Annotated in this window: 17 protein-coding genes; 10 read left to right on the top strand and 7 right to left on the bottom strand. The window is 41.3% G+C overall.

What is annotated here, in order from left to right; translation table 11 throughout:
* Positions 1 to 48: 48 nt before the first annotated feature.
* Positions 49 to 756, top strand: coding sequence for a polyprenyl diphosphate synthase (gene uppS, locus CMAQ_RS04015; protein ID WP_012185840.1), 708 nt, complete (start codon positions 49 to 51; stop codon positions 754 to 756).
* A 278-nt stretch (positions 757 to 1,034) separates the two neighbouring features.
* Here the strand turns inward: uppS and CMAQ_RS04010 are convergent, their stop codons facing one another.
* Positions 1,035 to 1,976: a 2-oxoacid:ferredoxin oxidoreductase subunit beta gene (locus tag CMAQ_RS04010; RefSeq protein ID WP_012185839.1), complete on the bottom strand. Its 942-nt coding sequence runs from the start codon at positions 1,974 to 1,976 to the stop codon at positions 1,035 to 1,037.
* An 86-nt stretch (positions 1,977 to 2,062) separates the two neighbouring features.
* Positions 2,063 to 3,286 (bottom strand): amidohydrolase family protein, encoded by a 1,224-nt coding sequence (locus CMAQ_RS04005; RefSeq protein WP_012185838.1) that lies wholly within the window; start codon positions 3,284 to 3,286, stop codon positions 2,063 to 2,065.
* A 320-nt stretch (positions 3,287 to 3,606) separates the two neighbouring features.
* On the opposite strand from CMAQ_RS04005, the gene prpB reads away from it, so the two are divergent.
* The 5 genes from prpB to CMAQ_RS03980 all read left to right on the top strand — a co-directional run bounded on the left by prpB (position 3,607) and on the right by CMAQ_RS03980 (position 8,202).
* Positions 3,607 to 4,545 carry a methylisocitrate lyase gene (gene prpB, locus CMAQ_RS04000; RefSeq protein WP_012185837.1) on the top strand — a complete coding sequence of 313 codons (939 nt, stop codon included), beginning with the start codon at positions 3,607 to 3,609 and terminating at the stop codon, positions 4,543 to 4,545.
* Between the two features lie 253 nt (positions 4,546 to 4,798).
* Positions 4,799 to 5,965: an NAD(P)/FAD-dependent oxidoreductase gene (locus CMAQ_RS03995; RefSeq protein WP_012185836.1), complete on the top strand. Its 1,167-nt coding sequence runs from the start codon at positions 4,799 to 4,801 to the stop codon at positions 5,963 to 5,965.
* 11 nt (positions 5,966 to 5,976) lie between these two features.
* Positions 5,977 to 6,444, top strand: coding sequence for a helical membrane plugin domain-containing protein (locus CMAQ_RS03990; protein WP_012185835.1), 468 nt, complete (start codon positions 5,977 to 5,979; stop codon positions 6,442 to 6,444).
* Positions 6,445 to 6,594: 150 nt separating this feature from the next.
* Positions 6,595 to 7,293 (top strand): peroxiredoxin, encoded by a 699-nt coding sequence (locus CMAQ_RS03985; protein WP_012185834.1) that lies wholly within the window; start codon positions 6,595 to 6,597, stop codon positions 7,291 to 7,293.
* Between the two features lie 189 nt (positions 7,294 to 7,482).
* Positions 7,483 to 8,202 (top strand): helix-turn-helix domain-containing protein, encoded by a 720-nt coding sequence (locus tag CMAQ_RS03980; protein ID WP_012185833.1) that lies wholly within the window; start codon positions 7,483 to 7,485, stop codon positions 8,200 to 8,202.
* Positions 8,203 to 8,281: 79 nt separating this feature from the next.
* Here the strand turns inward: CMAQ_RS03980 and CMAQ_RS03975 are convergent, their stop codons facing one another.
* Entirely contained in the window at positions 8,282 to 10,618 is a 2,337-nt protein-coding gene (locus CMAQ_RS03975) for an ABC transporter substrate-binding protein (protein ID WP_012185832.1), read from the bottom strand.
* 265 nt (positions 10,619 to 10,883) lie between these two features.
* On the opposite strand from CMAQ_RS03975, the gene CMAQ_RS03970 reads away from it, so the two are divergent.
* Positions 10,884 to 13,010 carry a hypothetical protein gene (locus CMAQ_RS03970; RefSeq protein WP_012185831.1) on the top strand — a complete coding sequence of 709 codons (2,127 nt, stop codon included), beginning with the start codon at positions 10,884 to 10,886 and terminating at the stop codon, positions 13,008 to 13,010.
* A gap of 219 nt (positions 13,011 to 13,229) precedes the next feature.
* On the opposite strand, the gene CMAQ_RS03965 is transcribed toward CMAQ_RS03970, so the two are convergent.
* Positions 13,230 to 13,691, bottom strand: coding sequence for a DsrE/DsrF/DrsH-like family protein (locus CMAQ_RS03965; RefSeq protein WP_012185830.1), 462 nt, complete (start codon positions 13,689 to 13,691; stop codon positions 13,230 to 13,232).
* A gap of 119 nt (positions 13,692 to 13,810) precedes the next feature.
* Between CMAQ_RS03965 and CMAQ_RS03960 the strand changes: the two genes are divergently transcribed.
* Entirely contained in the window at positions 13,811 to 14,053 is a 243-nt protein-coding gene (locus tag CMAQ_RS03960) for a sulfurtransferase TusA family protein (protein WP_012185829.1), read from the top strand.
* Positions 14,054 to 14,075: 22 nt separating this feature from the next.
* On the opposite strand, the gene CMAQ_RS03955 is transcribed toward CMAQ_RS03960, so the two are convergent.
* The 3 genes from CMAQ_RS03955 to CMAQ_RS03945 form a co-directional block, all read right to left on the bottom strand.
* Complete coding sequence (locus CMAQ_RS03955) at positions 14,076 to 14,366, bottom strand: hypothetical protein (protein WP_012185828.1); 291 nt, start codon at positions 14,364 to 14,366, stop codon at positions 14,076 to 14,078.
* A gap of 2 nt (positions 14,367 to 14,368) precedes the next feature.
* Positions 14,369 to 15,178: a D-aminoacyl-tRNA deacylase gene (locus CMAQ_RS03950; protein ID WP_012185827.1), complete on the bottom strand. Its 810-nt coding sequence runs from the start codon at positions 15,176 to 15,178 to the stop codon at positions 14,369 to 14,371.
* 89 nt (positions 15,179 to 15,267) lie between these two features.
* The gene (locus CMAQ_RS03945; protein WP_012185826.1) at positions 15,268 to 15,984 is read right to left on the bottom strand and encodes an ABC transporter ATP-binding protein; all 717 of its coding nucleotides are present in this window, start codon (positions 15,982 to 15,984) and stop codon (positions 15,268 to 15,270) included.
* Positions 15,985 to 16,071: 87 nt separating this feature from the next.
* Between CMAQ_RS03945 and CMAQ_RS03940 the strand changes: the two genes are divergently transcribed.
* Both CMAQ_RS03940 and CMAQ_RS03935 read left to right on the top strand, forming a co-directional pair.
* Positions 16,072 to 18,699, top strand: coding sequence for a COG1361 S-layer family protein (locus CMAQ_RS03940; protein ID WP_012185825.1), 2,628 nt, complete (start codon positions 16,072 to 16,074; stop codon positions 18,697 to 18,699).
* Positions 18,686 to 19,954, top strand: coding sequence for an ABC transporter permease (locus CMAQ_RS03935; protein WP_048062917.1), 1,269 nt, complete (start codon positions 18,686 to 18,688; stop codon positions 19,952 to 19,954). Before CMAQ_RS03940 ends, CMAQ_RS03935 begins: the two co-directional genes overlap by 14 nt.
* Positions 19,955 to 20,061 lie beyond the last annotated feature (107 nt).

The raw sequence follows: 20,061 nt of genomic DNA, 5'->3' as shown, positions 1-20,061 counted from the left end.
CGTACAGTAATTTTTATAAATTGAACTGTCAGATATTGGGCAACAGATATGGCTAATAATATTAAGCGTTTACCGAATCATATTGGGATCATTCCAGATGGTAATAGAAGGTGGGCTATGGCTCATGGCATGGATATATATACGGCTTACTTAATCGGGTCGGATAAGGTTGAGGAGGTTTTAGAATGGGCGCTTGATAATAATGTGCAGGCAGTCACCGTATATATTCTATCCTATGAGAATTTCATGAATAGGAGCGAGATGGAGAAGAGGATTCTATACGAGTTACTCATTAGGAAGCTTAAGAAGGCTAGGGAGGATCCTAGGATACATGGTAATAAAGTTAAGGTTACCTTAATAGGTAGGTGGAGGAACCTACCGCCATACGTCGTTGATGAGGCTATTAAGACCATGAACGCCACCGAGATGTATAATTCCCACTTCCTCAACCTAGCGGTGGTTTATGGTGGTTACCAATCCATCGTGGACTTAGTTAATACAGCCATCACTAAGATTGGCAGGTTAATTAATGATGATGAATTAATTAAACTACTACCAACCAGCTTCCTACCTAACCCATTCATAGACCTAGTTATCAGAACCGGAGGCGAGAGGAGGCTAAGTAACTTCTTTCCGCTGGAATCCATTTACGCCGAATTATACTTCCTTGATAAATATTGGCCTGACTTCAGTAGAGAGGACTTCCAAGAGGCCCTAAGGTATTATGCAAGCGTTGAGAGGAAATTCGGTAAATGAAATTGCTAACTCGGATTAACATAACGGTATATACACTGTCCTCTATAGAATCCCCCAATTAATGATGCATTCTTCATCCTGGAGATAAGTATAGTGGCTATAATCCAATTAACCCTTCTCAAACCCTGTAGTGATTAAAGGCCTTACCCATAAAATTCTTAGTCCCCATGCAAACGTGTTAGTATTAATTCAGCTTACTTAAGTAATCCACAATCACTGAACCAAAGCTCACAATTTCCTGGATTAATTCTAAGGCTTTAATAAATTAATACTTAAGGCTATATTACCCTTCTCTTCTCAAGTATCTTATCGATTAATGTTAGGGATTCACCATCCTTCTCAATGACCTGTTTAGCTGGTGGTAATTCTAGGTAATTGCTTATTCTTGATGCTAATCTATCGGTGTACGTTGGCACGAGTTCATTCTGGTAAAATACCCCTATGGGTATCTTCTCATCCATGGGTTCCCTAGCCTTCTCAATAGCCTTAACAAGCTTCTCTTCAGCTTCTTTCTCATCATGCACCACTGGGTCCCATTTCTCATTGTCTAGCTTGTATACTCTTTTGTCGTACCATTCCTTTGTGTTTATGTCGTTGTATGTTGGGCATGGTTGTAGGACGTCTACTAGTGCTGTTCCCTTATGCCTAATAGCCTCCTTTATCACGTCCTTTAAGTGTCTTGTATCGTATGCGTATGCCCTAGCTACGAAGGTGTATCCACTGGCTAGGGCTAGGATTATTGGGTTGACTGCATCCTTAATATTAGGCTTAGGTAATGCCTTAGTCTTAACATTCCTAGGTAATGTTGGTGAAGCCTGACCCTTAGTTAAACCATAGACACCATTATTATGAAGAATAATGGTTAAATCAACATTATACCTACCAGCACTAACAAAATGACCAACACCAATACCAAGCAAATCACCATCACCACCATTAACAACAACCTCCAAACTTGGATTAGCCAACTTAATGCCTATCGCATATGGTATTGATCTACCGTGAAGAGTGTGAACACCCTCAATATTCATGAAGTGCGGTATTTTACCTGAACACCCAATACCTGAAACCACCACCACTTGCCTTGGATTCAACCCAAGTTCAGCCAAAGCCTGGGTCTCAGCAGCCAAAATACCGAAATTACCACAACCAGGACACCAATCAACCCACACCTTACTCCTATACTGCTGCGGATTCAGGGTTATTTTTACTGTTGACATCTTGCGTCAATACTCGTTGTAAGCTAGTCTTAATAACGCTTACTCGCTACACTAGGGTGCTTAGGTTAATTAGCAATAGATTAATACTACTTAATTACTTTACTTAATTTAATTAAGGTATTCTCACTAATGATACCAGTGAAGATTTTTTCATAATCCGAATCCACCATGAGCAATTCCCCTCCCTTAATTAACCCAATTAACCTAACCATGGTGACCCAGCCTGAGAATGGACTGTGCTTAGCCTTACTCATGAATAAGTCTGGGTCTATTACTGTGCTTGACTTAGTGTCAATGAGTAATTGCGCATCATTACTTACATCAAGCACCTTAAGTGGGTTAATCGAATACGCATTAATAACCTTACCTAAGTCTACCAATCCCCTCCTCCATAGGTCAAGTAGAAGAAGGCCCGTTGTCTCTAAGCCTGGGAATCCTGGGGATGTGTCATCGTAGTTGTTATGGAACTTCTCGCTGATGGTGTGCGGTGCGTGGTCGCTTGCAATAATGCTTATTGAACCATCAATTAACCTCCTCAGTAATTCAAATCTAATTGACTTACTCCTTAAAGGTGGATTAACCTTGCAGTAGAATGGGTCATTAACGTTCTCAATGCATGAATCCTCATCCAGCAGTAGGTGATGCATGGTAGCATCAATCGTAATCCTATTACTTAACCTTGCTAAGTCAATTACCCTTGGGTCTGTTACGTGGGTTAAATGAATCCTTGCACCATGGATTAAGGCAAGTTGAGTCACCCTTAAGGCACATGAGAATTCTGCATCAAGGGGCCTATTGACACTATGTATTCTTGAGTCATTACCCTTAAGGTTCCTGAATAATGAGGGGTCCTCACAGTGAATAATAACAGTCATATTGTTAACCGCGGCGGCCTTAATTATCTCCTCAATTAACCCGTAATCCTCAGGATACACCTTAATGCTCTTAATACCAAGGCTTACGTAATCCTTCAGTAGACTGAGGTCAGTTGGGACGCCGCCATGTAGCTTATAGGTTATTTTAAGGCTTGAAGCCTCCCTAATTCTCTTAAGGGCTAAGTCGGGGTTACGTATTGGAGGCTTAGTGTTGGGCATATCTCCCACGGTAGCCACGCCACCGGCTAGGGCTGCTCTTGAACCTGAGTTTAAGTCCTCCTTATGGCTCTCACCCCAGTCCCTAAGGTGAACATGCATATCGGCGAAGGCTGGGATTGCGATCACATTATCAGGTAGCTCAATAATCGTTGAGCCACGTATCTTTAGCTTAATCCTAGTTAATTCACCATTATTAAAATACCTCACCGAAATCATGGTTAATCAATGGTTACGGGGCTACGCTAAGTTTTAACAGTGACTACGCTTAAGGTTTAAATAGGGTTTACCTAAACGTGTAAAGTATGGGTGGCAGACAGAAGACTAGCCTATTCCTAACCACAGAGGAGGAGCAGAGGAGGATTGAGTCGAAACAGAGGGCTGCAAGTAGTGCCAATAAGCAGGGTTCATGAGTCAATTACCTTAATTTAAAAGCATACTTAAAGCCCTCTAAGAACCTGAGGGTCTGGTTTGCATATTCTTCACTTCCCTGAATCCTAACGTGAAACTACTTTAATCCCTTAATCTAGGCTTAAATCATGAAACCTGTACTACTTGATAAGGGTAAGCCTAAGCCAAGTGAGATTAGGGGGAGGTTTAGGGAGAGACTGGGTAAGGATGGTATAATAGTGGCTCCTGGTGTTTTCATTCCAGCTGCAGCAATGTTAGCTGAGGAATTGGGGTTTGAGGCTGTTTACTTCAGTGGCGCCGCGTACTCCAATATGCTTGGTTTACCTGATCTAGGCGTCTTCACGCTTAGTGAATTATCATACTACCTGAGGTTCTTTACAAATGCAGTAAGCATACCCCTTATCGTTGATATTGACACAGGCTTTGGGGAGGCATTAAATGTTGCAAGGACCATTAGGGAGCTTGAGGATGTTGGCGTATCCGCAGTTCATATTGAGGATCAGGAAATGCCTAAGAAGTGCGGGCACTTAGCAGGTAAGAGGGTTATACCCATTGATGAAATGGTTAAGAAGATTAAGGCTGCAGTTGAGGCTAGGAGGGATGATAACTTCATTATAATAGCTAGGACTGATGCTAGGGATGTTGAGGGCTTTGATTCAGCAGTGGAGAGGGCTAAGGTTTACCTTGAAGCTGGCGCTGATGCAATATTCCCTGAGGCACTCCACAGTAAGGAGGAGTTCATGGAGTTCGCCAGGAGGGTTAAGGCACCACTGCTTGCTAATATGACTGAGTTTGGAAAGACACCGTACATTACTGCGAAGGAGTTTGAGGAAATGGGTTATAAGATAGTTATATTCCCTGTAACAACATTCAGGTACGCTATGGGTGCTATTAAAAGGGCGTTAATTACCCTTAAGAATGAGGGTAGTCAATTAAGCTTAATTAACGATATGATGAGTAGGGAGGATGTTTACCAACTCATTGGATACCATGATTATGAGGAGTGGGATAAGAATTTAGCTGAGGAGGCTAGTAAACTATTAAGTGGTAGAATTAAGCTGAGGTAGAGTTAGGATTACGCAACTAGGCGTAATGAATTAGTACTTAAATGAGGCTCATGAGTAATTATGATCCTACCTTGACCTAGGGAGATAAGTTATATGATAAATTATATTATATTATTTAAATAAGTTATAACATCATAGGTTAATGCATTAATATAATGTAGGTACTATGAAAATGTAAGCTAAGCGGTATTTCACATGCGCTGAAGTATCATAGTATTAATGCTTAAAAGTCAAGTAGTGCACTGTGGATACTATGGGTAAGAAAATCCTAGTGCTGGGTGGTGGCGTTGGTGGTGTGGTAGCTGCTAAGAAACTTGCAGAAAGGCTAAGGAATCGTGTCGATGCTGAAATAACATTAATAAGTGACACTGACTATTACCTACTACCACCGTTACTGGTTAACATTGCGTTAGGTGATATGGATCCGGCGCAGGCTCAATTACCATTATCAATGCTTAGTAAAAGAGGCGTCAAGAGTGTTAAAGCCGCTGTAACTAAGATTGACCCTGATAATAGGGTTGTTGAGACTGATAAAGGCAAGTTTAACTATGATTATTTACTGGCGAGCCTTGGTACAGAGTTTGATTTTAAATCATATAACTTAGGGGTTGGTTACCATAACTACACCCTCGATGGTGCGCTTAAGCTAAGGGAGGCATTAAGGAACTTTAAGGGGGGAAGTGTAGTAGTGTTTACCCCTGAGCCATTATATAGGTGTGGTGTTTACCCGTTTGAAATCATTGCTCAATTAGATACAATATTTAGGAAGAGGGGGATTAGGGATAAGGTTGATTTAACGCTTATACACCCATTTGAGAAGCCTATACAGCCACTTGGCCCTGAGGCTGTTAAGATAACTGAGGATGTATTTGCTCAAAAGGGCATTAAATACATTGGTAATGCCAAGCCTGTTGAGGTTGATGATAAGGGTAAGGTTGTCGTAACCACTTCAGATAAGGTTAAGTACGATTTACTCATAGTTGTTCCACCAGCTAGATTACCTAAGCCCTTCGATGGAACACCGCTAGTGGTTGATACTCCAAGCGGTAAATGGACCGCAATAAACGTGTACACTGGTAGGAGTATTAAGTATGATGATGTCTACCTACCTGGGGAGCATTCCATGCCCGCAATAGGCTTACCCACAGCTGGAGTACCAGTGCATTTCACCGCATTGGCAAGCACCGCATCAATAGCAGGTGAATTACTTGGTGAACCGGTGGATCCAGCTCAAATAAACGCAATGGCCTGCGCCATGGATTACGGTGACTTAGGCATGATGTTCAACTGCGACATTAAGCTTGACCTTAAGAATAATAAAGCCCTCTGGGTAGGCAACTGCTACAGTATATTGACATCACCATTAGGTAAGCTTATAAAGGATCTATTCTACAAGACATGGCTACAGACAACAATGTAAGGTGAATGACCATGACAACCCAAGAACAGGTTCAAGTAAGCCCTGATGAAAAACTCGCCGAGGCATTAAGTATACTTGCTGAGAACGCTGATGAGTTGAAGGGCTTAGTCGAATTAATAGTGGAGTTAAAACGCAGCGGCGTCTTAGATTCACTAATGCAGATAATTAACAGGTTTGAGGAGCTTATACAGTATTTATTCCAGGATCCAGCTGTGTTTAGGCTCCTAGCCATTGCACTGGACGGTAGCTTAGGCTTAATGAATAAGTTAGATGCCAACGACGTTATTAGGCTTAAGGAGTTAATGCAGAGCCTAGGTGGATGCATGAGCAAGAATGTTAATGCGGTCTCTAATGCTAAGCCCGTTAAGGGATTAATGGGACTTTGGAGAGCATTAGGTGATGAGGATGTTCAAAGGGGATTAGGAGTAGCGCTTGAGTTAGTTAAGATACTTGGTAAATGCTCAAGCGGTAAACAGTAACCATAACTAGGTAAATTAAAAGCATTTTTATTCCAGCTAATCTGTACATAACTTATATACCTTTACTTAAACACCATGCTAAGAGCATGATTGTGACACGTTAAGCGCGGAATGTTTAAAAAGGTATGCGTCTAAATATTATTGACAGTTATGAGCGTGGAATTCAGAATGCCCCTTATAGGGGAGAAATTCCCTGAAATAGAGGTAGCTACTACGCATGGAAAAATAAAACTACCAGACTACTATAAGGGTAAGTGGTTCGTACTCTTTAGTCATCCTGGTGACTTCACACCAGTATGCACCACTGAGTTCGTTAGCTTCGCTAAGAGGTATGAGGACTTTAGGAAAATTAACACTGAGTTAATAGGCTTATCCGTGGACACTGACATAAGCCACATTGAGTGGGTTACTTGGATTGAGAAGACCCTGGGTGTTAAGATACCGTTCCCAATAATAGCCGACCCAATGGGTAATGTATCCAGGAGACTCGGCATGATTCACGCCGAATCAAGTACAAGCACAGTTAGGGCGGTTTTCATTGTTGATGATAAGGCCACTGTTAGGCTAATAATGTATTATCCACTGGAACTTGGTAGGAATATTCCAGAGATTTTAAGAGCTGTGAAGACTCTACAATTAATTGATAAGTATGGTACAGTCGCCCCAGCCAACTGGCCATATAATGAGATAATTGGTGAAAATATGCTGAATCCACCACCACACCACGTTGAGGAAGCACCCAAGAGACTCCAGCAGTATAAGGGTTATGCATGGTGGCTAACCTATAGGGAAATACCGAAGGAGGAAGTTGAGGATACTAAGAGAACCATTAAGATAAGGATTGAGTAATGCCGTGAAGCTCCCTTAAAAACATTTTAAACACATAATTCATTTTCATCACTGTTTCTTCCCGCATATTTATCATTAATTCTTAATGTTAAAGCCCTAAGAAAGATACCTCAACATAATGAAGCCTTGGATTCATTAAGTACTATTTTTGAATAAAATATAAAAATAAGTCAAAAAATAAAACACTACGTGGACTACTTACTCGATTTCGGAAAAATGAGCTTTAAGTACATTGAGTTTGATTATGTCCACGAAACTGATTGGACAGCTAAAGCCACATTTGATGGTTACGAGTATAATGTAGTGGAGTCCTATGTTGATGGATTAAAGAACCATGTCTACGAGTTTGCAGTACTTAAGGTTAAGGATAAGCTAAGTCTAAGGAAATTATTCAACATACTTAGCAATGACCCAAGCGTTGATGAATTAGTTAAATTTAAACCAATGAATAAGGGTTACCCAAAGAGAATTGGGATCGTTATTAAATCTAGGTTAAGTAACTCAACTAGGTATAAGGCTAGGTTATTTGATGGCATTGAGGTTAAGGATTATATAACAAATGGTGTTGAGAATTGGGGATTCCTATTCCCAGTTAATGTTAACTTAGATCTACTTTTCAATGGTCTTAAGATTAATGGAAAAATAATTAATGTACGCTCAAGGAACGTTAACATAAATGACGTATTAAGTTTAGTCATCTCCAATAAGATAACCTCAGTATTAACTAAGGCTGAATTAGACACGTTATATAAGGTTTACAAGTTAGGCTTCTTCAATGAACCAAGGGAAGCCAGCCTAAGAACATTAGCTAAGGAACTTGACCTATCAACAAGCACCATTAGTCACCAACTAAGGAGCAGCATAAGAAAAATACTTAACGCAATATTCAGTAATAATGAATATATTTAATTGTTTCATTAATTAGGAAAGCTATAGATCTAAGAAATTAAAAATTTAATTTTTAACTAGATTTAAGATTAATGATACCTCATCTTCTTCTTAATGCTATTATTGCTGCTATTGCTGCGATAACCACTACTATGATTACTATTCCTGCTATTAATGCTGTGCTTACCACTGGTTTAGTCACGGTTACTGTTGATACTGCCGTGGTTGTTGCTGTACTAGTCACAGTGCTAACAGCAGTAGTGGTTACTGTGCTAGTGACTGTTGCCACAGAAGTAACAGTTGTAGTTGAAGTGGCAGTACTAGTAGTCGTTGAAGTAGTCACCGGTGTGTAAGGCACATGGAAGTACGATGCAACACAAGCCTGCAACTGCTGAATATTAATGCCGAATTGTGGTGTTAGGCCAAGGAATTCAGCATACTGAGAATACTTAGTCCACAATGAACCATTAATAATAGCTTGGGCAATGGGCGGTATAACGCCTGGTGGTGCCACTCCACCGAAGAAGAATGGGTCAGGTAACCATGTTGAATACATACCGAGTATTGACTGCTGTGCCGATGGGTAAACCACTAGGTCAGCTATTATGCCCGGTAAGCATGCGTAGGCCCAAGTGAAGTCAAAGTAACTTGGATTATATTGAATAGGCTCAAGCTTGGCACCCCAGACAAACTGTGGATCATAGTACTCCCACCATGCAACCCAAGCCTCAATGGCTTTCTCATAATCAACACTACCAGGAGCTGCAGCCGCTATCACTATTTGAACGTTGCTTAGGTTAATGTATCCGAATGTTGAGTTAACGCACCAAACAAGGGTATTATTTATTGGTGGTGGTAGGTTTGTTGATAATGGTTGACAATACCAACCAACAAGCTGATGATCAATAACCTTAGGCCAAGCGAAGGGCCAGGCAAGCGAAGTGTTGAAGACATTCCCAACGTAATCATACCACACTGAGGAATGCGGCCAATTGGTCCATGCAGTAATATAGCTAACAACCTTAGGGGCGAAGTATTGAAGTGCCTGGAATTGACCATTTTTCATATATACACTGACTAATGTACCGTGCTCAACGGATACTGGGGTAACCTTGATGCCAAAGGCCGTTAATTCCTCTGCAGCATACGTAGCTGGAACCACTTGGTTTGTGAAGCCTGCTGGCATTAGTAGTTGCAATTGCAATGGTGTCCCATTAGGTGTATACCATTGTCCATTCTTCTCGTAGAAGCCTAGGCTTTGAAGTATTTCAGCAGCCTTAGTCCAATTGTACTGATACGTGAATAGCATGTTAGTTATTGATGATGGGAAGGTCACCAATGTGTATGGCGCAGCTGGAATATTGTAATTGGCTGGTAGGAGTGATTGCAATCCCCATGATGCCGCTATGGCCGTGGTATTAAGCACGTAATATAATACTCTCCTAACCGCGGGAATATTCCATGGGTATTGATTCGGATTAATGGTTATGCCGTATATATCGTATGAATATATTGTGAATACTTTTATACCATGGCTTTCAAGCTCAGCATTCTGCTGTGGAGACAGGAAGACGTATATGAATTGCGCGGTGCCAGACAAAATATCGGTCATGGATTGGGTATTACCACCCACAAATAGTGAGGTCACGGTTGGGTAATATGTAAATGAATTTAACGGGTAAATCTCAAGCCAACTATTGAATAAATTCTGAGGCTCTAGGGTTATTATTATGAAGTTTGATCCAACCTTAGATACGTAGTATGGGTTAAGGGCCCAATATGGTGCAACGAACTTAGTAATATTACTATGCGCAAAGGCAAGGGCTTCAGATTGGCTTGTAATATTCTTTAATGCCTCCACTGCCCACTTCCAAACAGGCCATGGTGTGAACATGTGGTATGTGAGTAAGTATATCCAATCTGTTGGGCTCCATTCCTGGAATAGGAATTGTATTGTGTAATTGTTAATTACCCTAATATCCTCATCAGCGTACTGGAACTGCATGAATGGGTAGAATGCACCAAAGCCCTTAACGTAAATATAGAACTCTGCGTAAACATCCCATGCAGTGAAGGGTATTGTTGCCGTACCATTAAACCAGTATAAGCCAGGCCTAAGGTAAACAGTTAAAATACCACTACCATTGGGGAGAACTTGAATAGTCCAATTATATGCTAGGGCTGGGTAGAATTGACCAGTAACTGGGTTATAATAGGCTAAGGGGGAGTATGTATCATAGGCGCCTTGGTCTTGGGCTATTGGGTGTGAGACAAATAAATTCCAGTCGCTTGGGGAATTTGGTACATATAAGAGGGTTGATGATACGGCTTGGGTTACATTAAAACTGACCGCTGAAGTCACTGTAGTGGCTGCCGATAACACTACCGCTATCGATAGTATTGATAGTAGTATTCCGAGTACCCTAACAGTGGCCATGCCTAATACAGGGTGTACATGTTTTTAAACATGTATTCTAACATTGTATACTAGTAATCATTTATAGTAGTTAATTATTCCTAAACCAGTAAACCCAAGTGCATTAAAAGTGAAAAACTATATAGGATATGTATATGATTCACATTAATCAACTATACTGTATGCGATTACCTACATTTTACATTAGCCTAAGTGTACTATAGGTAATACTTTATTAATAAGACTAGGCCACAGTATGATTTAAAACAGACTAACCACTAATCCAATGATGATTAAGTGGAATGATTTAAGGCTTACGGTACTTCACGATGATGCAGCATGGGAGTTAATTCTTGGCGACTCACTGTTGCTTAGGGCTTCACCACTGGTTAATGGTAAGTTACTTAGCCCCAAAGGGTATGAGTCGCATGAGAACGTTGACTCATTGGGTAAGTATATAGTATATTCAATTAGAGCAGAGCCTGGGGATTTAACATTCTCGGTTAAGGCTTACTTAAACGACCCAATTATAGTATCAAGCATATTATTCAATTCAAGTGTGAACAGGAGTGTTGGTAGGGAGGCTGATGTTGATACAGCTTCATTTAATGCCCATGTATTACTAGATAGGGGGTTTGGTTATACGCCGTATAACTGGATTAGGCCTGTTTTCATAAGGGCTGGTGATTTCAAGGAACCCACGGTATTGGGTTCCTTTGGAATGTTTATTAACTCCAGTGGACTTAACACAATGCTGGTATCGGCCCTTGAGCCAAGGGCCCCTCAGCTCCTTAAATTAAATCCAGGTTCCGTTGGGTTTAAGGCTATCTTGGGCTTGAGCGGAACCATTAGGGAAATACCCAGTGGATTCAACCTCTCCTCAGTGGTGGTGTATGGCAAGTCACCTAATGAGGCATTATCAAGGTGGGGACGTTGGATTAGAGGATTTTACGGTAGAACTAAGACATCCATTGAAGTTAACCGGAATTACCTGGATTCACTTCAATACTGGACAGATACAGGTGGGATGTACTGGTATAGGACATTACCTGGCATGAATTATACTCAAACAATGCTTGAGATTAAGAGATACATGGATGAGAAAGGGATTGGCGTTAAGTATTACCAAGTTGACTCATGGTGGTACCCTAAGAGTACTGAGGATGGTGGAGCATTGGAGTATAAGGAGGTTCCTGAATTGGGAAGCGACTTGGATGCGTTATCTAAGGTACTTGGACCAATAGTAAGCTTACACATAAGGTATTTATCCAAGAATTCACCGTATGCTCAAAAATACTCCTCAAGGCTTGTTAAGGATGCAGCATGCCTACTGCAACCTGAGGAGTTCTTCGATGACCTATTCAAGGCGCTTAAGAGTAAGGGCATTATGTCTGTTAAGCATGATTGGTTAACAACGTTAAGGCAGAGGTGCAGTGAAGTGTACATGAGTGAGGTTGGTGCCCTTGAGAGGTATATTGATGCATTATTCAATGCCGCGGGGAAGCATGATTTACTTATTGAATTATGCATGCCTGATATGTACCACTACTTCATAGGCTTTAAGCATAATAATGCATTAATGATTAGAACAAGCCCGGATTACGGGTCATCACTACCTAAGCATCTGCTACTCTATTATAATGCATATGATTCGCAATTAGCGATTCAACTGGGTTACGCACCCTTCTTCGACGTCATGGTGACAACGGATCATCACGCTTACGCTGACCTACTGGCCAGGATATTATTCTTCTCCGCAATGGGTATTGGTGACGCCATTGATAAGGACCCATACTGGAGGAGGGGTGTTAATGTTAATTTACTTAGGAGGTTCTTGACCCCGCAATGGATTGTGCTTAGGCCTGATGAGCCAGCTAAACTAGCTGATGAAATGTTCCTAAATGATCCATATACTGAACCAGTACCATTAATCGCCTTAACCACTGTGAGGGATATTACTGTGATCACTTTATTTAACGTACATAGGGATCTTGACCAAGTATGCTACACACTGGAATCTGGTAAATTGGGTTTACCTAAGGACTCGGTCTTACTGAGGGTGAACACTATGACTACTCATGATGGTAAAGCGGAGGGATGTGTAAGGAAGGCTGAGCCCCACTTAATCCTTGCATTCAATGATTCAAGTAAACCAAGGGTAATTGGGTTAACCAAGTACGCATTGATGCCAGCCTCAGTAATCAGGATTAATGAGGAGTACTCAAGGCCACTTTATAAAGCCACCTTAACACTAGTTGAACCTGGTGAAATCCTCATTTACTCACCCAGTAAGCCAATTAGTGTTAAGGTTAATGGAACTCCAGTTAATTATGATTATAATGAGTCAAGTAAACTACTACTAGTTAACATACAGTACACTGAAGCAACCCTGGAGTTAACCCTCCCCTCATAAAGAGGCTTCACACAATATTTATTAGCCTAATACTGGGAACATGAGTGATGATGAGGTGCGTGAGGAAGGATTAAGTGACTACTTCCAGGCTGCTGATTAATTATAAATTCTTAAAACCAACATTGATCTTCTCTTTTAATACTAGAAGGAGATTATTTAATCCTGAACTGAATTTTCATTTTAAGAATTAAGACCTAATTTTTAACTGTATAATTGAAATCAAAATACAAATACTGTACCTCCCTCAACCTCTGCTAGGAATGTTTCAGCGCCAGCTATTGCATCAACAATGTCTAATAAATCCTCCTTCTTAATATTATACATTTGAGCGGCTAGGGGGCATGCATATATTTTTAGATTATCACCATACTCCTTCTTAAGCTCAGCCAGCATCTCATGCCAATTCTTAAAGGAACCTGACTTAATGGCGCCATTAACATTCTTTAAGAATACCTCAACATAACTCCTATACTGTTCAGGAAATATTGACCAATCATCAGGCTTCTCACTGCTCCAAATCTTACCAGCCACATCCTTCCTAAAGGCAACTAAACCCTCATTAACCAGGTGGAGGACCACCTTCCTGCCTGAGGCTAAAGCGGCGGCTGCGTAGACTACTACGCAGCATATTCTATTAGCGGCACCGCTTTGGACAACCATACCCACTGTTTTACTACTCATAATTCAGGCTCCTAACTCCTTGGCTTATATAGGATCATTAATTGGTTATTTTCTACATTAGGGGGCATATTATGCATTAAGTGAAATAGCATATTAAATTAACTAACCCCACCTTAACCATGGAGGAGGATAATGAGATTACGGTTGATGTTAAGGGAAAGGTATGCCCAATTCCAGTGCTTGAAACCGCTAAGGCTGCTAGATTAGCTAAGCCTGGTCAGGTTATTAAGGTTATAGCCACTGATCCAGCTGCTAAGCAGGATTTAATTAATTGGGCTAGGGTAACCAATAATGAATTATTAAATCTAGATGAGAGTGACGGCGTTATTACCGTTAGGATAAGGATTAAGGGTAAGCAGTAGTTAAATTACAATGTATTATACCTTAAAATACGCTGGGTATTGATAATGCTTGAGCCTTAGCCTTCTTAGCGGTACCAGTGACCCTAATGGTTACTGCATAATCTATGCTTACCATCGCTGCCCTGAACCATGCAATGCAATTACTGGGTACTTTAATAACGATTCTATTAGCGTGGAGAAGTATTGGAAGTGCGTAGCATTTACTTGAATCCCAGTTAATTCCAGCAATCCCCCTAGCCTTGATCACTAAATCCCTATAGACTTGAGGTAAAGTATCCCTACTCTTCGCCTCAATTATAATGTACCTGGGCATGTTTACCTCCTCTTAATCACAGTTAACCCAAGATTACTAAGCTCCTTCTCCGACATCACCCTTGATTCAGCATCCAGCGACTTCCAGTGTATTATACCTATCCTCGGTCTAACGGTGTTGCGTTCAACAGCCATCTTAATAATTGTGGGTGTGGGTTTAATGTACTTAGGTACCATGTGGCCTACATCATATTCACCATTAATTATGTGGTTAACCAGTGTTGTGTAGTGTAGGTCACCTATTGATACTGCGGCATCCTTACCATCATTAATATACTTATCAGTGTTGTTAAGGAGGTCAAAAACCAGTGACGCCAGGAATTCCTGAGCCTTAGGATCCCTCCACTCATTGCTTGTGGAGCCGATTTCTACGAAAACTACTGGTTTATCAACAAAGGGACCGTGATGAGTAGCCTCCAGGGTAACTGAGTAGCCGTTTAACTCCCCAATCCTCCTATACGCTTCCCTAAACAGGTTAGTGAGTACCCTTGGTTCACTAATGGCTACTTGACCCGGTTTACCACCTAACTCAACGTCATTAGTCCAGTTGCCCGGGGTGTGGAATGTTATAAGTGGTTTAGGATTCTTCATCTCATGCCTACTTAGGAATAATAATAAATCTATGTCATTAACCCTAGCCCATTCATCAGCCTCATCAACGTACACTATATCCTTATCTGAGACTAAGGCTAGGGCTAGGTCTGATGAATACTCATTAGTGTTAATCTCCTTGAACTTAACCATGCCTTTAAGCATGCTCCAAATACCTATGGAGGCTTCATCAACCCTAGATACTATTAACCCAATCTTCATCGCATTAAGCTTAGGCTTAGGTTATTAAACCATTCCCTAAATCATTAATTACATGGGAACATGCCTTAATTCCCATAAACACTTAAGAATCACTCAGCTAATTCTCTAATTAACTCATCGTAGTTCTTGGCCTCAGAGACACTGTAGGTTCTGGTTATTCTACCGTCGCTTATCCTTGAGACCCTGTGACAGTACCTAATTAGCTCAAGGTTGTGAGTAACCATTATTATAGTCATTCCTAACTCATGGTTAAGCCTCCTGAAGATCTCCATTACATTAACAGCTGACTTGCTATCAAGGTTACCTGTTGGTTCATCAGCAAGGAGTAGCCTTGGTCGAGTTACAATAGCCCTTGCAATAGCGACCCTCTGCTGTTCACCACCACTTAATTGACTTGGCTTCCTGTAGGCCTTATCCCTCATACCCACAGCCTCAAGCGCCTCAAGAGCCAGCTTCCTCCTCTCCCTTAAACCAACTCCCCTGGCTATTAATGGTAATTCAACGTTCTCAACAACATTCATGCGTGGTATTAGGTAGAATAATTGAAAGACGAAGCCAACGTACTTATTCCTGTATTCATCTAGTTCACTATCACCGAGATTATGAAGCTCATAAGACCCCACCCTCAAATAACCTTTACTAACCCTATCAAGACCACCTATTAGGCTTAGTAATGTGGTTTTACCACTACCACTGGGTCCGATTACGCAGTGGAATTCACCCTCATTGATTGTTAAATCAACTTCCCTTAAGGCTGGGTAATCGCCGTAGTACTTCCAAACATCCCTACACTCAATGAACGCCATGGTTAATTCGCATACTTCTAGGGTATTTAAACTAGTACATATAACTGGTGAGTATGGTTTATAAGGTTTATAGATTGCCGATATCGTATGAACCCGTTATCGAAAACCTCAGTAAGTGAAGTAAAGTTAACTACAATAATGGTGGCGGTAAGCCTACTAGCCCTAGTGGGTTTCCTTAAGGTAACCTACGCTCAAAACACCCCACCACCCTTCGTTATATTAAATGAACAAGCCACGCCATCACTAACACCCGTTGGCGTCTCTAAGTTAACGTTAACCGTAGAGTACACTGGTGGCTACTACTTATATGATGTCTACTTCCAATTACAACCAACCCTCTCATGCGGTAATTACACTGTTTCACCAGGCTCAATATTCATTGATTGGATTAGTCCCCAACAGGAATTAACCTTAACTTACCTTATAAATGGTTCATTACCCATTAATTGTCAGGCAAACCTTAACGTTAACTGGGGTGGAGAATCCAAGTACTCTCAATTAACATCATCATACGTTAATGCTGGTGGTTCAGGTTCAACAAGCATAACATTACCTATAGTGATATACGGTGAACCGAATATTGACATTAACGTTAATCAAGGCTACTTAATATATGGTTCAATCAACCCAATCACATTAACTGTAACAAATAATGGAAGCGGACCAATATACAATATGGCTATTTCAATTCAGGCCAATGGAGCCTACCTAAGCCCCAGTGGAGTATCAACTGTAATTAATTACCTTAATCCCGGTGAATCACTACCATTAATGATTAACGTAGTACCCACTTCAACTGCCTCAGTGACATTAACCATAACCTACAGTGGCATAACTCAAAGCGGTGATTCAGTATCAGGCTCCTCAACAATAAGTATGAGTACCTTATCAGTGTCAGCAAGCCAAGTTACCGTATATCCACTTAACTCCACGCTTAGTCCAGGGCCTGGGATTCTTGAGATAGGTGTACGTAATCTAAACCCGGTAACACTGTATAATGTGACTATTCAACTGGTTTCAACACAGGGATTGATACTAAGGGGTAATAGTACAATAATGGTATCAAGCATACCCAGTGGCGGTTACTTAACCCTCACTGTACCGGTGGTTGTACCATTATCCGCCACAACCGCCTCAATAAGTTACGTATTATCATTCCAGTTACCTAACGGTTACGTAAGCAGTGGAGAAGGTTCACTCACCTTAAGCATCTATGGTGTGGCTAACCCATTATCAGTACTACTCCTTAACTCAACAATAAGCCCTGGATTAGGGGAATTAACGCTTCGTGTACTTAACTCAGCCTCAGTGACATTATACAATGTTAGCCTAGTGTTTAACTCCGCAGGTGGGTTAAGTTTAGGTGGCAGTGAGTATAATATACCTGAACTACCCCCAGGTGGTTCATACTATATTTCAGTACCCGTAATGACCCCATCAACAACAGGCACGGCAACCATTAGCTACACACTCTACTACTACCTAACACCAAGCACATATGGTGGAAGCATAACTGGGTCATTACCAGTCAACGTAATTAGCCCCCAGTCAATATTAACTGTTTACCCACTTAACTCAACCATAGGTATTGGTAATGAGACAATACCCATCGTTATCAGGAATAATTTAGGATCAAGCCTAAGTAACGTCACCTTCACAATAACCTCAGCACAGGGGGCGTATCCACTAGTGACTAGTTTTAACATTGGTGAAATACAACCGTATAGTGCACGCATGGTTACTGTACCGTTAATGGTACCTTTATCAGCGGGCTCAGTGGTGATTAACTATGTTTTAACATACGGCGTAGGCAAGTACGTAAGTAACGTTAATGGTGAATTAAACCTAGGGGTGTCAAGTGCACCCAGTGTCATAGCCGTGGTTTATCCACTTAACTCAACCCTCAATGCTGGTTTAGGTAAGTTAATACTAGGTATACGTAATAATGAACCAGTACCACTCTACAATTTAACGCTAATCTTCAATTCAGTGAACGGCATGTCTATTACTAATACTGAGTATCATATTAATGAAGTTGGGGCCGGGGGAACCTACTACTTAACGGTACCTGCAGCCATACCATCATCATCAAGCTCAGTCTCACTAAGCTACACCCTAATGTACAGTTACGCTGGTGGTGAGGGTAATGTTGAGGGCCAAATAACCATGAGTGTTGCTGGGTTACCGCAAATCCTAATAACTGGTTACACCATTGCACCAACAGTAGCCACGGTGGGTACTGATGTATCAATATCATTAACACTAGTTAACTCAGGTCCAGTAACTGCAAATAACCTGAACGTAACAATGCTAACCAGTCCCGGATTAGAAGCCATTAGTGGTAGGAGTATTTACCTCGGTTCACTTGGATCCCAGTCACTAAGTAATGTTGCCTTCACAGTGCTACCAGTTAGGCCGCTTAACGGTTCAATAATCTTCATAATCACATTCACTGATCAGTATGGGCAGCTTCACAGGATTTACTACAGTGTGCCGATTAGGGTGTTTGGGAATTCAACCAGGTTCGCTGGCTTCCCAGGTAGCAATAGTAGTGGTAGGTTCTTCACAAGGGTCTTCACAACCACGGCTAGTAGAGTAAGTGGTAGTAGGTATGGGTTAGTAACCTACATCACAATTGCGGTGGTGGTGATTATTGTAGTTGCCGTGGTTGTACTTGCCTTAAGGAGGAGGGGTGGTGGTAGTGAGGGTCATTGATTACCTTAACTTAGCCTGGAGGGCATTATGGGAGAGGAGAGGTAGGACTATTGGGGCTATTGCGGGCATAGTTATAGCAATAATAGCCCTAGGCCTAGCTGTTGGTGCCGGTCAGGGTTTTAAGTCACTAACCACTGGCTTCTTTGAGAGCGTGTTTGGGGTTAACACTATTGTTCTATTCCCAAGTGGCTCGGCGCAATTAACCTTAACCGACCTAGCCACAGTATCATCACTACCACACGTTAGTAGTGTGGAGCCTTTGCTTGAGGCCTCAGGTAGCATAAATGTTAATGGTCATCCTCAACGTGTTCAATTAGTCGGAGTCACGGTGGATGAGTTAATGCAAATGTATGGTGTCACATCCCTTAGTGACGCATTAATCAGCGGTAACCCAATTCTACAAACTGGCGTTGTTCTGGTGGGTTATGATGTTGCGTTCACTAACACTGGCCAGGAGATAATTTACCCGGGTCAGTTACTAACCATAACTGTTAATGGTAAGACTGTGACGGCAATAGTGGGTGGGGTTTTGAAACCTGGTAGTGTTGGTTTAATTGGGGTTAATCCTAATACGGCAATATTCATGGATTCATCATCATTCCTCAGTGAAATTGACCCATCAGGCGTCTTAAGTGGATTAACTATCCATGTTGATAAACCCAGTAATGTTAATTCAGTATCAAGTATGCTTCAGTCGCTTTACCCTCAGGACCAGGTACTTAACCTATCCACGGTGCTTTCAAGCGTTAATCAATTCTTCACAACACTTGAACTCTTCCTAGCCTTCATATCGGGCATAAGCTTCGTGATAATTGGAATATGGATATTTGATACCACTACAATAAATGTTATCCAGAGGACTAGGGAGTTCGGGATAATGCGTGCAGTTGGGTTCAGTAGGAGATCAATACCACTCCTATTAATAACCGAGGCAGTAATAGTTGGTGTAATAGGTTCAATAATAGGTGTCTCACTTTTAGTTGCCTTAACACACCTAATACACACATCATCACTATTCGGCGCCAGCCCAGGGGTGGGATTCAGGGGAGGCTTCAGGGGTGCTGCGGCATCAAGTGCCTTATCTGCATCATCCTCATCATCAGTAGGCATAAGCCTACCAATACCCATAACCCTCACTGCACCATACATAGTGCTTCTATTCATTGTTCCATTAGCCACAAACATCATTGCTGCATTAGTACCAGCCATAAGGGCTACTAGAATACCACCAGCTCAAACACTAAGATATGAGTAAGTTAAAGTAAAAGGTACTTCCCATAACCTAAACCTGAATCTTTCCCTAAATTTCATTACTTAGTACCGTAATAAAGCTTATAAAATCCATGCCTATAATGTTAACTA

The sequence above is a fragment of the Caldivirga maquilingensis IC-167 genome, assembly GCF_000018305.1.
Classification (GTDB): Archaea; Thermoproteota; Thermoprotei; order Thermoproteales; family Thermocladiaceae; genus Caldivirga; species Caldivirga maquilingensis.
Note: the sequence above shows the minus strand (reverse complement) of the source record. Positions and strands in the feature narration are given on the sequence as shown.